Annotated in this window: 15 protein-coding genes and 1 pseudogene; 7 read left to right on the top strand and 9 right to left on the bottom strand. The window is 44.3% G+C overall.

The window, feature by feature from the left end:
* Positions 1-2 precede the first annotated feature (2 nt).
* The 4 genes from FVA69_RS19025 (at position 3) to FVA69_RS19010 (ending at position 3,029) form a co-directional block, all read left to right on the top strand.
* Positions 3-620 carry a DMSO/selenate family reductase complex B subunit gene (locus FVA69_RS19025; RefSeq protein ID WP_004907698.1) on the top strand — a complete coding sequence of 206 codons (618 nt, stop codon included), beginning with the start codon at positions 3-5 and terminating at the stop codon, positions 618-620.
* Position 621: 1 nt separating this feature from the next.
* Positions 622-1,473: a DmsC/YnfH family molybdoenzyme membrane anchor subunit gene (locus tag FVA69_RS19020; protein WP_109912772.1), complete on the top strand. Its 852-nt coding sequence runs from the start codon at positions 622-624 to the stop codon at positions 1,471-1,473.
* A 61-nt stretch (positions 1,474-1,534) separates the two neighbouring features.
* A complete protein-coding gene (dmsD, locus tag FVA69_RS19015) occupies positions 1,535-2,173 on the top strand; it encodes a Tat proofreading chaperone DmsD (RefSeq protein ID WP_164529217.1) in 639 nt (212 codons plus the stop codon).
* Positions 2,174-2,282: 109 nt separating this feature from the next.
* A complete protein-coding gene (locus tag FVA69_RS19010; RefSeq protein WP_004907708.1) occupies positions 2,283-3,029 on the top strand; it encodes a GntR family transcriptional regulator in 747 nt (248 codons plus the stop codon).
* A gap of 32 nt (positions 3,030-3,061) precedes the next feature.
* Here the strand turns inward: FVA69_RS19010 and FVA69_RS19005 are convergent, their stop codons facing one another.
* The 4 genes and pseudogenes from FVA69_RS19005 to FVA69_RS18990 all read right to left on the bottom strand — a co-directional run.
* Positions 3,062-4,045 (bottom strand): PfkB family carbohydrate kinase, encoded by a 984-nt coding sequence (locus FVA69_RS19005; protein WP_164529216.1) that lies wholly within the window; start codon positions 4,043-4,045, stop codon positions 3,062-3,064.
* Positions 4,032-5,051: an ADP-ribosylglycohydrolase family protein gene (locus FVA69_RS19000; protein WP_164529215.1), complete on the bottom strand. Its 1,020-nt coding sequence runs from the start codon at positions 5,049-5,051 to the stop codon at positions 4,032-4,034. The genes FVA69_RS19005 and FVA69_RS19000 overlap by 14 nt, the downstream gene beginning before the upstream one ends.
* 85 nt (positions 5,052-5,136) lie before the next feature.
* Positions 5,137-6,408 (bottom strand): nucleoside permease, encoded by a 1,272-nt coding sequence (locus FVA69_RS18995; RefSeq protein ID WP_004907714.1) that lies wholly within the window; start codon positions 6,406-6,408, stop codon positions 5,137-5,139.
* A gap of 309 nt (positions 6,409-6,717) precedes the next feature.
* Positions 6,718-7,239: pseudogene (locus FVA69_RS18990) on the bottom strand (cytochrome-c peroxidase); the annotation flags it as partial.
* Between the two features lie 946 nt (positions 7,240-8,185).
* Between FVA69_RS18990 and FVA69_RS18985 the strand changes: the two are divergent.
* The 3 genes from FVA69_RS18985 to FVA69_RS18975 all read left to right on the top strand — a co-directional run bounded on the left by FVA69_RS18985 (position 8,186) and on the right by FVA69_RS18975 (position 9,215).
* On the top strand, positions 8,186-8,701 hold the full coding sequence (locus FVA69_RS18985; RefSeq protein ID WP_125894902.1) for a hypothetical protein: 516 nt from the start codon (positions 8,186-8,188) through the stop codon (positions 8,699-8,701).
* Between the two features lie 83 nt (positions 8,702-8,784).
* Positions 8,785-8,940: a hypothetical protein gene (locus FVA69_RS18980; RefSeq protein ID WP_164529214.1), complete on the top strand. Its 156-nt coding sequence runs from the start codon at positions 8,785-8,787 to the stop codon at positions 8,938-8,940.
* Positions 8,937-9,215, top strand: a complete 279-nt coding sequence (locus FVA69_RS18975) for a hypothetical protein (protein ID WP_180359560.1) — start codon at positions 8,937-8,939, stop codon at positions 9,213-9,215. Before FVA69_RS18980 ends, FVA69_RS18975 begins: the two co-directional genes overlap by 4 nt.
* 152 nt (positions 9,216-9,367) lie before the next feature.
* Here the strand turns inward: FVA69_RS18975 and FVA69_RS18970 are convergent, their stop codons facing one another.
* From FVA69_RS18970 to FVA69_RS18950, 5 genes are all read right to left on the bottom strand, one after another.
* Positions 9,368-10,783 (bottom strand): UvrD-helicase domain-containing protein, encoded by a 1,416-nt coding sequence (locus FVA69_RS18970; protein ID WP_094962749.1) that lies wholly within the window; start codon positions 10,781-10,783, stop codon positions 9,368-9,370.
* A 2-nt stretch (positions 10,784-10,785) separates the two neighbouring features.
* Entirely contained in the window at positions 10,786-12,516 is a 1,731-nt protein-coding gene (locus FVA69_RS18965) for an ATP-dependent nuclease (RefSeq protein WP_140172934.1), read from the bottom strand.
* A 186-nt stretch (positions 12,517-12,702) separates the two neighbouring features.
* Positions 12,703-13,269, bottom strand: coding sequence for a hypothetical protein (locus FVA69_RS18960; protein WP_238789268.1), 567 nt, complete (start codon positions 13,267-13,269; stop codon positions 12,703-12,705).
* Between the two features lie 119 nt (positions 13,270-13,388).
* Complete coding sequence (locus FVA69_RS18955) at positions 13,389-13,919, bottom strand: DUF2913 family protein (RefSeq protein WP_238789316.1); 531 nt, start codon at positions 13,917-13,919, stop codon at positions 13,389-13,391.
* A 113-nt stretch (positions 13,920-14,032) separates the two neighbouring features.
* Positions 14,033-17,005 (bottom strand): Tn3 family transposase, encoded by a 2,973-nt coding sequence (locus FVA69_RS18950; protein ID WP_001138073.1) that lies wholly within the window; start codon positions 17,003-17,005, stop codon positions 14,033-14,035.
* Positions 17,006-17,007 lie beyond the last annotated feature (2 nt).

Raw genomic sequence — 17,007 nt, 5'->3', positions numbered from 1 at the left:
TCATGACAACACAATATGGTTTTTATATTGATTCCGCACGGTGTACGGGATGCAAAACATGTGAGTTAGCGTGTAAGGACTACAAAAATTTATCTCCTGCGGTGAATTTTAGGCGCATTTATGAATATGCAGGGGGAGATTGGCAAGAAGATAACGGTGTGTGGCATCAAAACGTATTTAGTTATTATTTGTCGATTTCATGCAACCACTGCGAAGACCCTGCTTGTGTCAAAGTGTGCCCAAGCGGCGCGATGCACAAACGTGAAGATGGCTTTGTCGTTGTAGATGAAAGCGTGTGTATTGGCTGCCGCTATTGTCATATGGCTTGCCCATATGGTGCACCGCAATTTGATAGCGAAAAAGGACATATGACCAAGTGCGATGGTTGCTATGAGCGTGTTGCAGTTGGTAAAAAACCGATTTGTGCCGAGTCTTGCCCATTGCGTGCATTAGACTTTGGCCCCATTGATGAATTACGTGAAAAACATGGCAATTTGGCCGAGATTGCGCCACTACCTGAAGCGCACTATACCAAGCCCAATCTTGTCATTAAACCAAATGCCAATAGTCGCCCTGTCAATGATACGACAGGCCATTTAGCCAATCCTCGGGAGGTATAACATGGGCAATGGATTACATGAATGGCCGCTAATTTTATTTACGGTATTAGGCCAAAGTATTGCAGGTGGTGTGATTGTAACGGGGCTTGCATGGTTATCGACAGACGATAAACCCCAAAAACAGCGTATTGTGAATGCGATGTTGGCATTATGGGTATTGATGGGCTTAGGTTTTCTCGCTTCTATGATGCATATGGGCTCACCGATGCGTGCATTTAACTCGATGAACCGTGTATTTGCCTCGTCACTGAGTAACGAAGTGTTATTCGGCTCTATTTTCTTTGCTTTGGGTGGCTTATGGTGGTTGTTATCCGCAATCAAAAAGATGCCAACAGGACTCGATAAGGTGTGGTTAATCATCACCATGTTGATGGGATTGCTATTTGTTTGGGCAATGACACGAGTTTATATGATAAGCACAGTACCGACATGGAACACGCCACATACCACTATCGGCTTCTTTATGACTCTGTTTGTTGTGGGGCCAATTTTAGGTACTTTACTATTACGAGTTGCTAAATTTCCATTTAATAGTGGTAAATTAGCGGCAATTAGTGTCGTTGCTTATATCGTGACTATTGCATCAGTACTACTGCAAAGTGGTGAGATTGCGCTTATCACCACCTCAGTACAGAAAGCTGTGGATTTAGTCCCTGACTTTGGTGTTTTACAAGTGGTACGCATCGTGGTGACAAGTATTGGGCTGTTGTTATGGATTTTGCCTGTTGTGCGACAAAATCAGCCTTCGGTTTTGAGCTTACTTCTTGGTACCGTGCTGGTACTGGTTGGTGAATTTATCGGTCGTGGGCTATTCTATGGTTTACATATGACAGTCGGCATGGCTGTAGCTTAATTAGTAAACTTTCAGCGCAGGGTGTGATTTCCCTGCGCTGATAATTTCAGAGACAATCAATATGCAACAAGCGCACTTTCTTGAACACGTCGCAGTGACAGGGCGGGTTTTGGGATCTTTATTTTATTTCTCCCCAGAGAATGAAAACAATGCAGAAATTATCGCGATTTTACAGGAGCTGACTTGGCATAACGAATGGCCATTTGCTTTACCTTCCTTAGTAAAAATTAGCCAGCTTTTGCAATCCAGTGCTCAGGGGAATGAACCACTGAGTGAAGCGTGGCAGCGCTTGTTTATTGGGCCTTATGCTTTACCTGCTCCCCCTTGGGGTTCGGTTTGGCTAGATAAAGAAAAGATTGTTTTTGGCGACTCAACCGTTGAATTGCGTCAGTGGATGCGTATTAAAGGTGTTGAACCCGTAACGACACAAAAAGAGCCTGAAGACCACTTTGGGTTGATTTTGATGTTAGCGGCTTGGCTGGCTGAGCAAAATCGCAGAGCGGATTTAGAAGAGTTGCTCGCTTGGCACTTATTACCTTGGTCGGCACATTTTCTCGAAGTATTGATAGATTCGGCTAACAGCGATTTTTACCGCGCATTGGCGATATTATCGAAAGAAACACTGGATGGGTATCAACAGCAATTGACTTTACCTATATCAGAGAAAAACGTGTACCTCACCAGAAATAGTACCCTGTAGCATTCTGTTTTTCATTGGTAATAAATTTATCTAATTCAATTGCCTGCAATAAATCTATGGATAGTGGTACTATTGATTATTGCTGCGATTTTTAGGTGACTAACTCAATATGAATGATGCGCATTTATCTCTGATCCAACAACTTTGTACCCGTCTTGCTGAAATAGACAATACACCTTTGTATGTAAAATTTGCTGAAACGGTGAAATTTGCTGTGCGAACAGGGGTTTTGCATCAAGGTGATATGCTACCCAGTGAAAGGGAATTAGGTCAGCAGACAGGGGTGTCACGTATTACCGTTCGAAAAGCGTTAGAGCTACTTGAACAAGAAGGCGTTATCATTCGGTCACAAGGTTATGGCACCCAAATTAGTGATAAGTTTGAGTATTCACTCAAAGAAGCTAAAGGTTTTTCACAGCAAGTTGTTTTACTTGGAAAAAAACCAAACACACTTTGGGTCAATAAAAGTATCGTGCCTTGTTCACAGGAGGTGGCAGAGTCACTCGCGCTCCCCATCAATAGTAATGTATTTATGTTAAAACGTATTCGCTATGTGGATGAACAGCCGGTCTCTATTGAGGAGTCATATGTTCCTATTGGGCTGATTGGTGATGTCGATGATATTGGCTTATCTTTGTACGATTATTTTCGCAGCCAAAATATTTATCCTACACGAACAAAGAGCAAGGTGAGTGCTCGAATGCCAGATGAAGACTTCCAAACGCACATTAAATTGGAAAAGACCGTACCTATTTTAGTGATTAAGCAGGTGGCTTTCGACCATAAAAATGTGCCCATTGAATACAGTTTTAATCAGTGTCGCAGTGATATGTATGTATTTGTCTCTGAAGAGTAAAAAAGAGGCTAGGCCTCTTTTTTCTCTGATGATTAATATTGCTGTAAATATGCGGTGAGTTGCTCAGACGAAGGCGCACAATCCCCTCCGCGATGGCTAACTACATAGGATGCGACAGCATTTCCGAGTAACACGGCGTCTTCTAGTGCCCAGCCGGACGCCAATGCCGCAATCACGCCTCCTGCATGGCTATCTCCTGCTCCAATGGTATCGACAACGGTGGTTTCAAATGGTGCCACCCAGCCTGATGAACGACCACTTTCTTGAAAGAACGCGCCTTCTTTGTCGACTCTAACAATCACGGGAACTAAAAATTGAGAATGCCAAATATTGGCTAATGCTTCTGTATCCATTCCTTGATGCGCGATATCAGGGAATAATGTGACGATATGTTCGACTTCTTGGCGGTTCAACGAAATGATTGGTTTTAAAGCCATTAATCGTAATAATTGTGTTTTCGAAAGGTCGGCGATCCGAGGGCCAAAATCGATAAATAAAGTGACGTTATCGGAGAGCGACTCCAGCCATGAAAGCAGAGTTTCGCCACATTTTGCGGCTAGTTGGTAGCCAGAAAGATAGATGATAGTGTTAGATGTAATTGGCAATTCATCTAGGGTTTGGCGTTCCCATTGGTTTTCTACACCGCTAATTGAAAGAAATGTCCTTTCTCCATCGGGTTCAACCAAGGCTAAACACCAGCCATTATCACCTTTATTCGTTTCTATAACGGAACTCACACCTTTTTTATTGAGTTGGTTGCGGATGATATCTGCCCATACACCTTGCCCAATAGGTAATGCATTGAGAGACTGGATACCAAGACGCTGCAAGGCCACCGCAATATTCAGAGCACATCCACCGATATTGACACTCTGCTGGTGCAATTCGATATCACTTCCGCGATAAGGCAGTGAATATGCATCTGCAATCACATCAATAACGGCAGCGCCAATCAGGCAGACAGGACGATGCTCTGCTTGCAATGGAAGATGGGCAATAAGTTCAGCAGTTTTCATAAGCTTTTTCTCTTGCAGTTCTCAATGCCATAAAGGCTTGGCTATACTGTGTAAAATCAAGTTGATTCACATCATCTAATTGTTTTTTGAGCTGTTTATCGATGGCATCAACGCCATGGAGGGCGCCACAAATGGCGGTGGCCATTGCCCCTATGGTATCGGTATCTCCCCCTAAATTAGCACACAGAATGGCACAGCGGTTGGGATCAGTTTCCGCTAATTCAACCATAGCAATGGCGGCAGGAACTGACTCAATGGTGCTCGTACCAGCGCCAACGAGTTGATAAAGCTGTTCCATTGCTTGCTCGGTGCCAATCGTGTTTTTCACCGTGTGTAAAGCAAGTTCAATACGTGCAGCTATTGATGGGCTAAAGGTTGTGACATGCTTTTCTTGTGCTAGCTTCGCAATAGCAGGTAATTGGTCGCGAATTTGCGGCCAATTTTCGCCATCTATCGCTTTAGAAATTGCCCAAGCAATAGCGACCGCCCCCGCAATTGCCACATCCGATTTATGCGTTGGCGATGAGGCGAGTGTAATTTCATCAATAAATTCATCAATAGAATGAGTTGGCAGCAAACAACCGAGTGGGGAAACTCGCATTGCGGCACCATTTGTCATGCCATTGTTTTCTAACTGAGAAATCGGAGTCCCTTGTTTTATTGCCTTTAATGCAATTTTAGAGGTCGGCCCTAAGACATTTTTATTAAAGGCATCAAATTGCTCTGCCCATTTTAAAATATTACGGCCAATAAGTTCAGGACTCACTTTGCCATCACATTCTATAATCGCGTCCGCAAGTGCGAGCGCCATTGAGGTATCATCTGTAAATTCTGCCGTATTGAAGTAGCAAGCTGCATTATTTTCTTTTGGCCCAGGTAAGAAGCGGTCTATCCAACCAAAATGTGCTTTAACACGAGAGCGAGGCCATAATTCAGAAGGCATTCCCATTGCATCACCTAAGGCTTGGCCATAAAACGTGCCTAAAATACGGTTCTCTTTGTTCATTATAATTCCTTCAATTTTGGCTAAAAACAGCGCCCTTATGTGTTGGCAGTCGGTCAATAAAGGCGTTTAATTAATGATTGCTTAACTAATTGGATGTGGGTTTTATGCCACTTTTATTAATATCAATTTCTTGAATATCACGGCTCGACTCTTTAAACATCAACATGAAAACAACCGTGATTACGACGATCATAGCAGCGCCGAAGCCCCACATACCGGCCCAGTTAAAGGTCTGGCCGTTGACAGGTTCACCGTAAGAAAAAAGTTTTTCCATCATTTGCCCACCTAGGCTATAACCCAGTAAGCTACCAAAGCCTTGGCAACAGAGAGTAATTAAGCCTTGAGCCGCTGTTCGCATATGCACAGGCGTCTTTTTGTCGACATAAATATATGCGGTGACATAGTAAAAATCGTAGCTAACACCGTGTAATAAAATACCGAGGAAGAGTAATCCGTAGGTGAATAGGTGGTCTGCATCGCCATAGATAAAGAAAGCATAACGGATAGCTGCAGTGATTAAACCAAGAAGTAATACCTTTTTGATACCAAAACGTTTAGTAAAGAAGGGCAAAGCAAGCATGAAGAAGATTTCAGAGAATTGCCCCAAGGTCATCCATCCGGTGGCATTTTTCATCCCAACTTCAGTAAGGTAGCCGTTAGCAAAAATATAGTAAAAAGCTAAAGGCATGGCGAAGAGGAATGAACACACGAAAAATACTAAGAAATTACGGTCTCTTAACAGCACAATGGCATCCAATCCGAGCATGACTTTAATACTCATTTTGCCAGTTCCTTTTGGTGGGGTGTCTGGCAAGAAATAGGTAAAAAAGCCCAGTAAAGCGGAGCTAGCGGCTGTCACTAAGAGCGGGATATTAGTCGCAGAAATATCACCAAAGCCCATCATGGAAGGTAAAAATCCACATGCAATGCCTGATGCAATCCAGCCGATAGTCCCCATTACACGAATACGAGGATAGTCACGTTCCACATCTTCCACATTGGAAAAAGCGATACTATTGGTGAGCGCAATGGTTGGCATATAAGTCAATGCATACGCCAAGAGTAGAGGGAAAAAGCTAGAAAATTCAGTTTGCTGAGCTGCGAAAAACATAAAGACTGCCCCTGCAAACATCAGTACCGCCAGGACTTTTTGCGCGGCAAAAAATCGGTCAGTAATTGAGCCTACAAGGATGGGAGAGATAATTGCAGCAATGGCTGTACAGGCGTAAGACCATGCTATTTGAGAAGGGGTGAAGCCACTTTTATTCAAAAATAGCCATAAGGGAACAAACCAAGCCCCCCATATAAACCATTCAATGAACATCATGAATGAGAGTTTTGCTGTTGTTTTTTTCATCTTTCATTCCTTTATACGGCTAATTATAGGTATTGTAGGGTACAGCAATGACAATACCACTTAATAATACCTTTTAAATACCATTCAATGAAAACTTTGAGATAGTTAACATTGTTTCGTATAAATTGGGAAACTGGGATCGTTTAAGTAATAACACAGTGGGAAATAGATACGCGATAACGTGAATTGCTTTGAATATAGGTTAAGTCGGGGTTGTAGGTAGCCTATACGGCAGTTTTAAATAAAAAAATAGCACCGCTATTATTTGAGCGGTGCTATTGGTTTTTCATATCAATTAGCTATTGATATTTACTGTTGTGATTCACCTTGTTGTACATATGGTGTATACACACCCGTTAAGCTTTCAAGAAAGGCAACAATATCATCGACATCTTTTTGTGGCAGTTCTTTACCGACTTGATAACGTAGCATCAGTTTCACTGCTTCATCTAAGGTAGCCACATCTCCACGGTGGAAGTATGGCGCGGTTAGCTCGACATTACGTAGTGTTGGGACTTTTTGGCGTAACTTATCGCGCTCATCAGAGGTGACATTCATGCGACCAATATCTTGTGCGGTAATTTCACCGAACTCATAGTCTTTTTTCAGGCCCAGAGGTTCGAAGGAACGACCACCTAAGATCACGCCACCATGGCAGGTTGCACATTTGTTCTCTTTAAATAACTGGTAACCATGGAGCTGTTGTGCGGTTAACGCAGTTTTGTCGCCTCTTAACCAATTATCAAACGGAGAGTCTGGGGTGATTAAGGTTTTTTCGAACTCAGCAATCGCATCTGTGATGGTGTCACCCGTAAACCCTTCTGGGTAAACTGCATTAAGGGGTTCCACGCCGGAACCGCCGAAAAATCCGACACCATTAATTTGATGTTTTTTTTATGCATATTTCTCATTGATGGGACCTTAATCGGGGTTTGAAGCCTAACCGTGCGGAAACGTACGTTAAGGAAGTAACTATATGATTTTAAGTCTATAAAGCCGTTATGTTGTCGAATAGATTTACTTTGATTACCGAGTTTATTAACGTCGGAAGTGTCTGAAACTGATGGATACTGCCATCAATGAAAAGAGTAAACAAAACCCTCGTTTTCTTTACTCGCCAAACCCGCTAAAAAAATAAACTTAGCGTACGATCTCGTACGGTTAGGCTTCAAACCCCTCATAACGCAGAATCGATTTTCTGTCCGTTTTTCGACTCTCAATGTTCGAGTGAAGTCTAATTTGCATTTTCACACTCTATCTAGATGTATTTAATCGCACGATTTCAATGAATTAGTGGACACATTGACTATAAATAAAAAATCACATTCCTTTTCGTCCAGGTCATCATGTCAGTCAAATCACGAAAAATGTTAACCCTATTCACCAAACGGGCATGGGATTAAACAAAATTGACACTCATTAATGTCTAAGTGACAAACAATTCAGGGGGCAGTGACAGGGTAGCTGCGATAACTGCCAACCATTCGGAAAACGTACACTAATTAGCGTACGTTTTCGTTCCATTGGCCCTCAGGAGCCAATGCAGCTCAATTTTACAAGGTTCATTAGGTGCGGATTCAGACGCCGTATAGATTCATGCAAGCCAACAATATCTTCAAAATCTGTGTTGCAAAAAAGGAGTGACCATAGATTCCTAGCCATGTACGGTAAAAATCCAACTCCATGTTATACTGTGCATTTTTAGATTAACATTGTATACCTTCAGTTAAGAAAGAGTTTTTCTAACACCATCTCACTTATTGGGATAAATAAAATTATGCTTAAACCTAACATATCAATTAGTTATATTTTATTTTCGATGTTTTTTTTTCCTTCAATAGTATTAAGTAAAAACACATCAATTATTGACTCTCAACTATTCGGTGACATCAGCAAGTACATAGATACACCAAAAGCCACCTATTATGCAGCACCATCAATTCAAGATTTGGTCAAAATTTGTAATAATGGAGCCCAAAAAGGTTCAAGCAACGAATACTCTCACTGTTTGGGATTTTTGGAAGCGGCGCAGCAGTACGTAACAAAAGGAACAGGGAACTGTCCATCCATCTCATTAAAAGATATTCTTGATAACATCAAATATCAGATTGATAAGTATGAAGAAATAAATACGACAAAGAGATGGGTTTATGACAATAAAAATAAAACAAAATTTGAAGTAACAAGCCTAAAACCAAATTATATTAATCCATGGCAACAACCAGCATTTCCATTTATTACTGATGCACTTATAGAACTAGGATGTAAAAAACCTTCGAATACAACACAATAAATTCTACATTATTCTATGCTATAAATAAATCAGAATGGGTTCTACGCAGGAATCCCATTCTATACCCACCACGGCATTTTAAGATGATCCGCTATTACGATTTTTTAGCCAATCGCAAACGTGAGCGTTTATTACCTAAAGTGTATGACGCTGTAGATATGATACATCCTAACGTGATAGCAACAACGTATAGTGTGGCAAATTTTCATCGAACTGACCACAAAGATGGTGCTGTTTGATTACTTCACTAAATTGTTTTCTCTCCCCAAGCACCCAAAACTCTACTGAGTTAACCTGTTTCCCCTCATCACTGAACCCCGCTATTAAAGCAGATCCGAGCTTGCATGCTAATATTATCAATAATATCGAAGAGTTTGCAGAGAGCATGAGGAATAGCTTAGGTGAAGTCGATGAAGAGGATATTAGTGCTTATGCACACAGTGTAGCCGACAGCATGGAAGAATTTCTACCTTTAACAGAGGATGAAATTAATAGCATTGAATTTATGAAATAAAGAAATTAAAAATAAGCTTAATATTCAGTTGATTAGTATGTTGAATATTAAGTTTTTAATTTTAACAAACCATTATAACGCTATGTTTTTAAAAGCGTTTTAAGAATCAATCAGACAAACCGTTCTTTAAGTCAAAACACCCCATTAAATGGTTATGGGCCAATCAGGTTGCTTTGAGAAAAAACAGTTGTTGATTTTGCCCCTCTTGATAAAGCAACGTATAGATGTTGTGCATTCATGTTATCAGCGTTAAGAATTAGTGAATGATCACACTCTAGCCCTTTCAGTAGCAGTGTCGATCCAATTGCGCGGCGAGATATTCGTCGATCGCCATGTAGCCTGAGTTGCTCACGAATTGATGAAGCGGCGTCCAATATGGTCTGGTCAGGCATAGAGCTTGAAAGTGAAATAGTGTCTTTCAGCGCTGAAAATGCAGCCTTGCGATAAACTTTAGCTCCTTGTTTAGACTCTAATTGCAGCAAAGCCGTCAGAATATTATTGCGAGAGCTATTCTGGAGAACATTGAGGAGAGCAGTCTCCAGTGAAGTGATAGGTATTCGACTTCTCCCTGCTTGAATAGTGCGTAATCTTTGTAGGGTCTGTGGCCTTTGCACATTGGTCATCATCTCACCCGAGTAGGTAAGAATGGCATCAACCAAATCTATGCCTTGCGCACTATCAAAAGAGCGAGCAGCATTAGCTACATCGTCGAGTTGCACTGGCTCAACGACATCAATATTCCTACTACTTTGAGCATATTTATGCCTAGATCTTGCATTTATTGAATCACCGATTACGAGCAAAGATTCATTTTGAGCTCTATTAAAAATATCATATTGAGCAGCTTGTTGAGCTTGTAAGTCAGTGCTTGCAACACCGGACAATGGCTTGTGGTGAACATAACCAGGGCATGTCGAAAGATCTATTTTATTACCTTGGATCAATATATTTCGGCAATCGAGTACCCACTGTCCAAGACCATGGGAACCAGCATTATTCCACCTCCATGGTACTGTTAATTCATGTATTTGAGGAAACCTTGCTTGAACCTCTGTGTTCCAGTCAGGCATCCTTCCTGCGAAGTTAAATATACACTGCATCGGATCGCCGAAAACTGTCGTCGGAATTAATGACGATAGCTCTGTTACTACCTGATGTTGCACCAAGTTACAGTCTTGGTACTCATCAACAAGTAGTCGTGAATATGATGCTCTTAGAATGTCGTTTACGTTCCCATTTTGGAGTAACGCAAGAACACTTCTTCTTAACTCTGGATAGAATGCCTTTGGATTTTCAGGAGAGGTTTGTATAGGACATGAAACAGGAAAGTTTTTTGCTAATTTCAAAGCCCAACCATCTATTGTTGTAACAAAGAAGTTCTTTGTTGGGACAGATAATTTTTTCAACCTTAGTTTTAGAGCGGCTACACCTGCCGTCGTATGAGTTAAGACAAGATATGGCTTGTTTGGTTTTATCACCAGAGTATCAGTGATCAACTGGGTTTTACCGCACCCTGCCGGAGCCACTATAGAGCCAACATCATTATCGAAAATTGCTTCTATGCTCATTATCAATCACCTTGCTCTAGAGCCCATCGAAACAGTTGGTTAGTCGTAGTTGTGAGAGCTTCTGAAAATTGAGCATAATTGGGAGCAATCACATTCCGTGCAAACGTTTCTGCTGGTTCGATATCTTTGAACCATGACTTTTTTTTTGCAGCTTTGGCTAAAATCGCTCGATAACTCTCTTGAAAGTGATTTAGACAAACATCAAGCGTTATTTGGTTTTGTGAGTGAGCAATAATATGGTCTTCGATTGCTGCTTGGCCTTTTCGCTGAATTGCAATAGCCAGTAATTGAGGAATCACCTGAGCCGGACAAGCCATAAAAAGCACATCTTCAGTTGCAGAATTATTACCCCACTCATAGATAGCGATGCCTTTACTCGCAGCCAGTTGAGAAGGTCCTACATGTTCCTGAGCTTTGTCTGAGTCTTTAAATATGGCGGTGGGATAACCTAATTGAGCAAAAATTTCCGCTCTTACGAACATGCTATCTCCACCGCCATCGGCACAATGGACACCACATGCGTTAATACTACGGTAATTCGTGCTTTGATTGTGAAGATCAATTCCTCGAACATATCCAATTTCTGTTTTACCTTCACAAACGATTACAGCTTTACTGAAGAATGATTCAGCGCAAGCACGCAAAGTCGATTGTTGCTCATCGTTTCCTTCAAGGCTATGAAGTTTATGAGATTCTTGGGTATTACCAAAAACTTGAGTAGCTAAAGATACTTTTCTTAATACATTTAATTGTTGAGCCTGTAGCTCTCGGAGAACATATGGTGAATGTGTAGTAATGAACACCTGCTGAGTTGGCTGTGTATCTTTGGAACCTAACTCATTTAGCAAACGAGTTATTCTATATGGTTCTAGCCCATATTCTGCTTCATCAACTAAAATAATGTTTGATTTGCTTGCAGCCTTTTGTAACCCACTAATAAGCAATCTAGATGAGCCAGTGCCTAGTTGACGTAAAGGGGTATTGTCATCATTGTGAAGGCTTATAGCGCCGTTTGAAAGGGATACTCCATTGACATCTAATAGCGCTTTAAGTTTACCGACTGGTACTCCCAATCCATTTGCGATTTTTTGTACTTTTAATAGAACATCATTAACACCATCAACTTGCTGATCTGCGAAGTGTTGTCTAGTTTGTCTTCCTAATTCTGCAAGTGTTGCTGAAACATCGAGGGTATCTTCTGAGAGTTTATTGAGGATAGAGCTGTTACCCCAAGCGAGGTGTTGATATGTAGTAGTTCCAAGTCTAGCTGGGCTTAGTAACTCTTTATGCTTCCATTGCAGACGCTTCTCTAAACCTTCACTTTCTGCTCTTTCTGAGTACAAGCGCCAGTCTGGGTATAAATCCTGATCAACTATTAGTTTAATGGTAAGAACTGTTTCATCACCCGGTTGTGGTTCATCGTGTATTTCAAGTGATGTGTGGTTAAAACCACGAAGAAAAAAGCCGTATTTATCAATATTCATGAGCTCACCATCTAGGCAACCGATAGTGACTGTTATCACGATAGGCTCTTGAGTATTTAGACCATGAAAATCAGCATCAGTAAAATTATAACTTCGTCTCGCTCCGAGCGCTAAGTCTATAGCATCTAGAATTGTGGATTTTCCCGTGTCACCTGGGCCAATTATACAGTTAAGCCCAGGTTTTGGATGCCACTTAAACTCTTTTATGCTTCTAAAATTCTGTATTGTTATTGCTCTTATTACTGACATCTTTTAGCCTCTTAAAAATGGGAACGCATTTTTCTTTACCACTGTAGTTTTTAAACTTGTTGGAACTAGAGTTGATATCAATTTGTATATAACATAACCTTAACGTAGGATATTTTCTGTTTTCCAAGCGGGCCCCAATTAGTGGAACTAAAAACTCGGAAATCCTAACATCATATCTATCAAAATTTAGAATTTTAGCGCTTTCAATCGTTTTGCAGCCGCTATAAATTCTTTAGACTGTTTTTCATCTACGACAACAGGCACAAATCTGCGCTTATATAATTGCATCAATAGAAGAGTTCTGTGACGGCCATCAAAAACACCAAACTCATCATTTAACCCTTCAGGATAAGTTACATTCCCTTGGGCTATGTAAGTTTTAATTCTGTGCCAACGGCGAGGGTCTATACAAAAAGCACCTTTCCCAAGGTTTTTTAAAAAAAGAAGCCCGTCTACTTCTATTATTATTGGTTTTTTCTGATGTTGAAGAGGAAGTTTAGCTATATGTTCAGGCTTGAGTAGCGATGGTAATTCGAAATTAATTTCCTCAAAAGGTGGGTATGAAAAATTAGACATATCTTGAGGAATTTCTTCAAATGAATTGAATTGAAATTTTGTCATATATGTATCTAAACGTTCAATATCCATTTTAGAAAACCAATTAATATCTGGAGAAAAATTTTTTTCTCGCTCTCTAATCATTTTGATTTTTTCACCAAAACAGTCGTTTAAGCTTATGTTGATTTTTCTCATGGAGTATATCCTTTTTTAGCTTAAATTTCGAACAACTGAGTCTCATAGGGACTAAAGCCTAACTATACACAAACTGTGCGTTAAGTGTATTTTTGAGAAAAACTCTGCAAATCCATACCCTACAGTAAGAACAACAACGTATAGTGTGGCAAATTTTCATCGAACTGACCGCAAAGATGGTGTTGTTTGAAGACTTCGCTAAATTGTTTTTTATCACCCAGCACCCAAAACGCCACCGAGTCTATCTGTTTTCCTTCATCACTGAATCCAGTGGTTAAAGCAGAGGCAGTAACATAGAAGGTGGGAATTGCAGTGACTATCGGCTTTTTCGCAATCAGTTTTTGCCAGCGGTCTTCACTGAGTACCACACTGTCCCAGCCCAAATCTTTAAGCAGCTCGGTCGCGTAGGTTAAACGAAACAAATCACTTTGCCTGGTAATATCACAACAACACGAACGCCACAGATATTCTAACCGTGATTTTAATTTTGAGGTCATTAGCCATTGTTGGCCAAGGTGAATGAGCCATTCAAAATCATGAACGACACAACGATGAAACCGTTTTTGTTTCAGGGCCGTTTGTAGCCAGCGAAGCAGAAAAAGATTTTCGGACTGGGCGTTTCGGGCAGCTTTTCCATCCCACTGCGCCAGCTTGAGCGCGACTAAAGCGGAAAAGGCTAATTTACCTAACCAATGATTTTTTTCTTCAACAGAAATCGGGGGATTTATTAGGGGTCGTCTCAGAAAACGGAAAATAAAGCACGCTAAGCCGGTGGCAGCGGTCGCAATGGCCTAAACTTCCCCGCACCGACCTTGGCGCTGCTGCGCCATAGGTAATCGCCGGTCAGGTTGATGTGCTCCCACCCCAGCGGCGACAGATATTGCAACAATGTGTCGTCCAGCGCCGTGCCGTTGCCACGCAAAGCACTGGTGGCACGCTCCAGATATACCGTGTTCCACAACACGATGGCCGCCGTCACCAGATTGAGGCCGCTGGCCCGGTAGCGCTGCTGCTCAAAACTGCGGTCGCGGATTTCACCCAATCGGTAGAAGAAGACCGCCCTGGCCAGCGCGTTGCGCGCCTCGCCCTTATTCAGCCCCGCATGGACGCGGCGGCGCAGCTCCACGCTTTGCAGCCAATCCAAAATGAACAGCGTGCGCTCGATGCGCCCCAGCTCGCGCAACGCCACGGCCAAGCCGTTCTGGCGCGGGTAGCTGCCGAGTTTGCGCAGCATCAGCGAAGCCGTTACCGTGCCTTGCTTGATGGAGGTGGCCAGCCGCAGAATTTCATCCCAATGGGCGCGTATTTGCTTGATGTTCAGCCTGTCGCTGCTAATCATCGGCTTGAGCGCGTCATAGGCGGCATCGCCCTTGGGGATGAATAGCTTGGTTTCGCCCAAGTCACGGATACGCGGCGCGAAGCGAAATCCCAGCAAATGCATCAAGCCAAACACGTGATCGGTGAAGCCTGCCGTGTCGGTGTAGTGTTCCTCGATGCGCAAGTCCGACTCGTGGTACAGCAGGCCATCAAGCACGTAAGTTGAATCACGAATGCCCACGTTGACCACCTTGGCACTGAAGGGCGCGTACTGGTCGGAGATATGGGTGTAGAAAGTCCGTCCTGGACTGCTTCCATACTTCGGGTTGATATGACCAGTGCTTTCTGCTTTGCTGCCGGTTCTGAAGTTCTGGCCGTCCGACGATGACGTGGTGCCGTCACCCCAGTTGCCGGCGAAGGGTTGCCGAAACTGCGCATTCACCAGCTCGGCCAGCGCCGTCGAATAGGTTTCATCGCGGATGTGCCAGGCTTGCAGCCAAGACAGCTTGGCGTAGGTGGTGCCAGGGCAGGACTCGGCCATTTTGGTCAGACCCAGGTTGATCGCGTCGGCCAGGATCGTCGTCAACAGCAAGGTTTTGTCCTTGGCCGTGTCGCTGGTCTTCAGGTGTGTGAAGTGGCGGGTGAAGCCCGTCCATTCATCGACCTCCATCAGCAACTCGGTGATTTTGAGGTGCGGCAGCAGCATAGCTGTCTGGTCGATCATGGCTTGCGCGGCGTCTGGTACTGCCGCGTCCAGCGGCGTGATCTTCAGGCCTGACGCGGTGGTGATGATGGCATCCGGTAAGTCGTTGGCCGCAGCCATGCGGTTGACTGTGGCGAGTTGCGCCTCCAACAATTCCAACCGGTCATGCAGGTATTGGTCGCAGTCGGTGGCCACTGCCAGCGGCAATTCGCTGGCCAGCTTCAAAGTGGCGAACTTCTCGACCGGCACCAGGTATTCGTCGAAGTCCTTGAACTGGCGAGAACCCTGCACCCAGACATCACCGGAGCGCAGCGCGTTCTTCAGCTCCGACAGGGCGCATAACTCGTAGTAACGCCGGTCGATGCCGTCGTCGGTCAGAACCAGCTTTGCCCAGCGCGGCTTGATGAATGCGGTTGGCGCATCGGCGGGCACCTTGCGCGCGCTGTCGCTGTTCATGCCGCGCAGCATGTCGATGGCATCGAGCACACCCTTGGCGGCGGGCGCAGCCCGCAATTTGAGCACGCCCAGGAACTGCGGCGCGTAGCGGCGTAGCGTGGCATAGCTTTCACCGATGTGGTGCAGGAAATCAAAGTCGGCAGGCCGCGCCAATGTTTGCGCTTCGGTGACGCTGGCGGCGAAGGTGTCCCAGGGCATAACGGCCTCGATGGCGGCGAACGGATCGCTGCCGCTTTGCTTGGCCTCAATCAACGCTTGACCGATGCGCCCATACATCCGCACCTTGTCGTTGATCGCCTTGCCGGAAGCCTGGAACTGCTGCTGATGCTTGTTCTTGGCCGCGTTGAACAGCTTGCCGATGATGCGATCGTGAAGGTCGATGATTTCATCGGTGACGGTGGCCATGCCTTCGATGGCCAGCGCTACCAGCGTGGCATAGCGTCGTTGCACCTCGAACTTTGCCAGATCAGCAGGCGTCATCTGGCCACCTTCACGAGCGATTTTGAGCAGGCGGTTCTGGTGAACCTGCCGCTCGATGCCTGCGGGCAGATCAAGTGCTTGCCAGGATTTCAGGCGCTCAATATGTTCGAGCATGTGGCGAGAGTTCGGTTTGGCAGGCGACTGGCGCAGCCATGCCAGCCACGTCACTTTACTGCCGTCCTTGCGCTTGAGAAGTTCGTCCAGGCGCTGACGGTGGGGTGATAACAAAGAATCGGTCAGCGCCGCGTAAATGCGTCGGTTGGCACGGGTGATGGCCTCGGCGCTTGCGCGCTCGATGGCATTCATGGCGGGCAGGATAATGCTCTGCCGCCGCAGATTCTCGACAAGTGCGCTCGCCAGCACGATGCCTTTGTCGGTCTGCAAGGCCAGCTCGGTCAATGTATGCACGGCTTGCCGATAGTGGCTCATGGTGAAGGGCTTGAACCCAAAAACCGTTTGCAGCTCGACCAAGTGCTCCCGCCGTGTCTGTTCGCGCTGGCCGTACTCGCTCCAACTTTCCACTGGCATCTTGAGTTGCGCGGCCACCATGCGCAACAGGGGCGGAAACGGAGGCTCATCGACGCCCAAAAAGGTGCCAGGGAATCGCAAGTAGCAAAGCTGCACAGCGAAGCCCAATCGATTCGCGGCGCCGCGACGCTGACGGATCACCGACAGGTCGGTTTCGTTGAACGTGTAGTGCCGTATCAGTTCGTCTTTGGCATCTGGCAGTGCCAGCAGGCTTTCGCGCTCGGTGGCGGACAGGATTGAGCGGCGTGGCATGG

The sequence above is a fragment of the Providencia sp. PROV004 genome (genome assembly GCF_011045615.1).
Taxonomy (GTDB): Bacteria; Pseudomonadota; Gammaproteobacteria; order Enterobacterales; family Enterobacteriaceae; genus Providencia; species Providencia rettgeri.
This window is presented reverse-complemented; position numbering and strand designations above follow the sequence as displayed.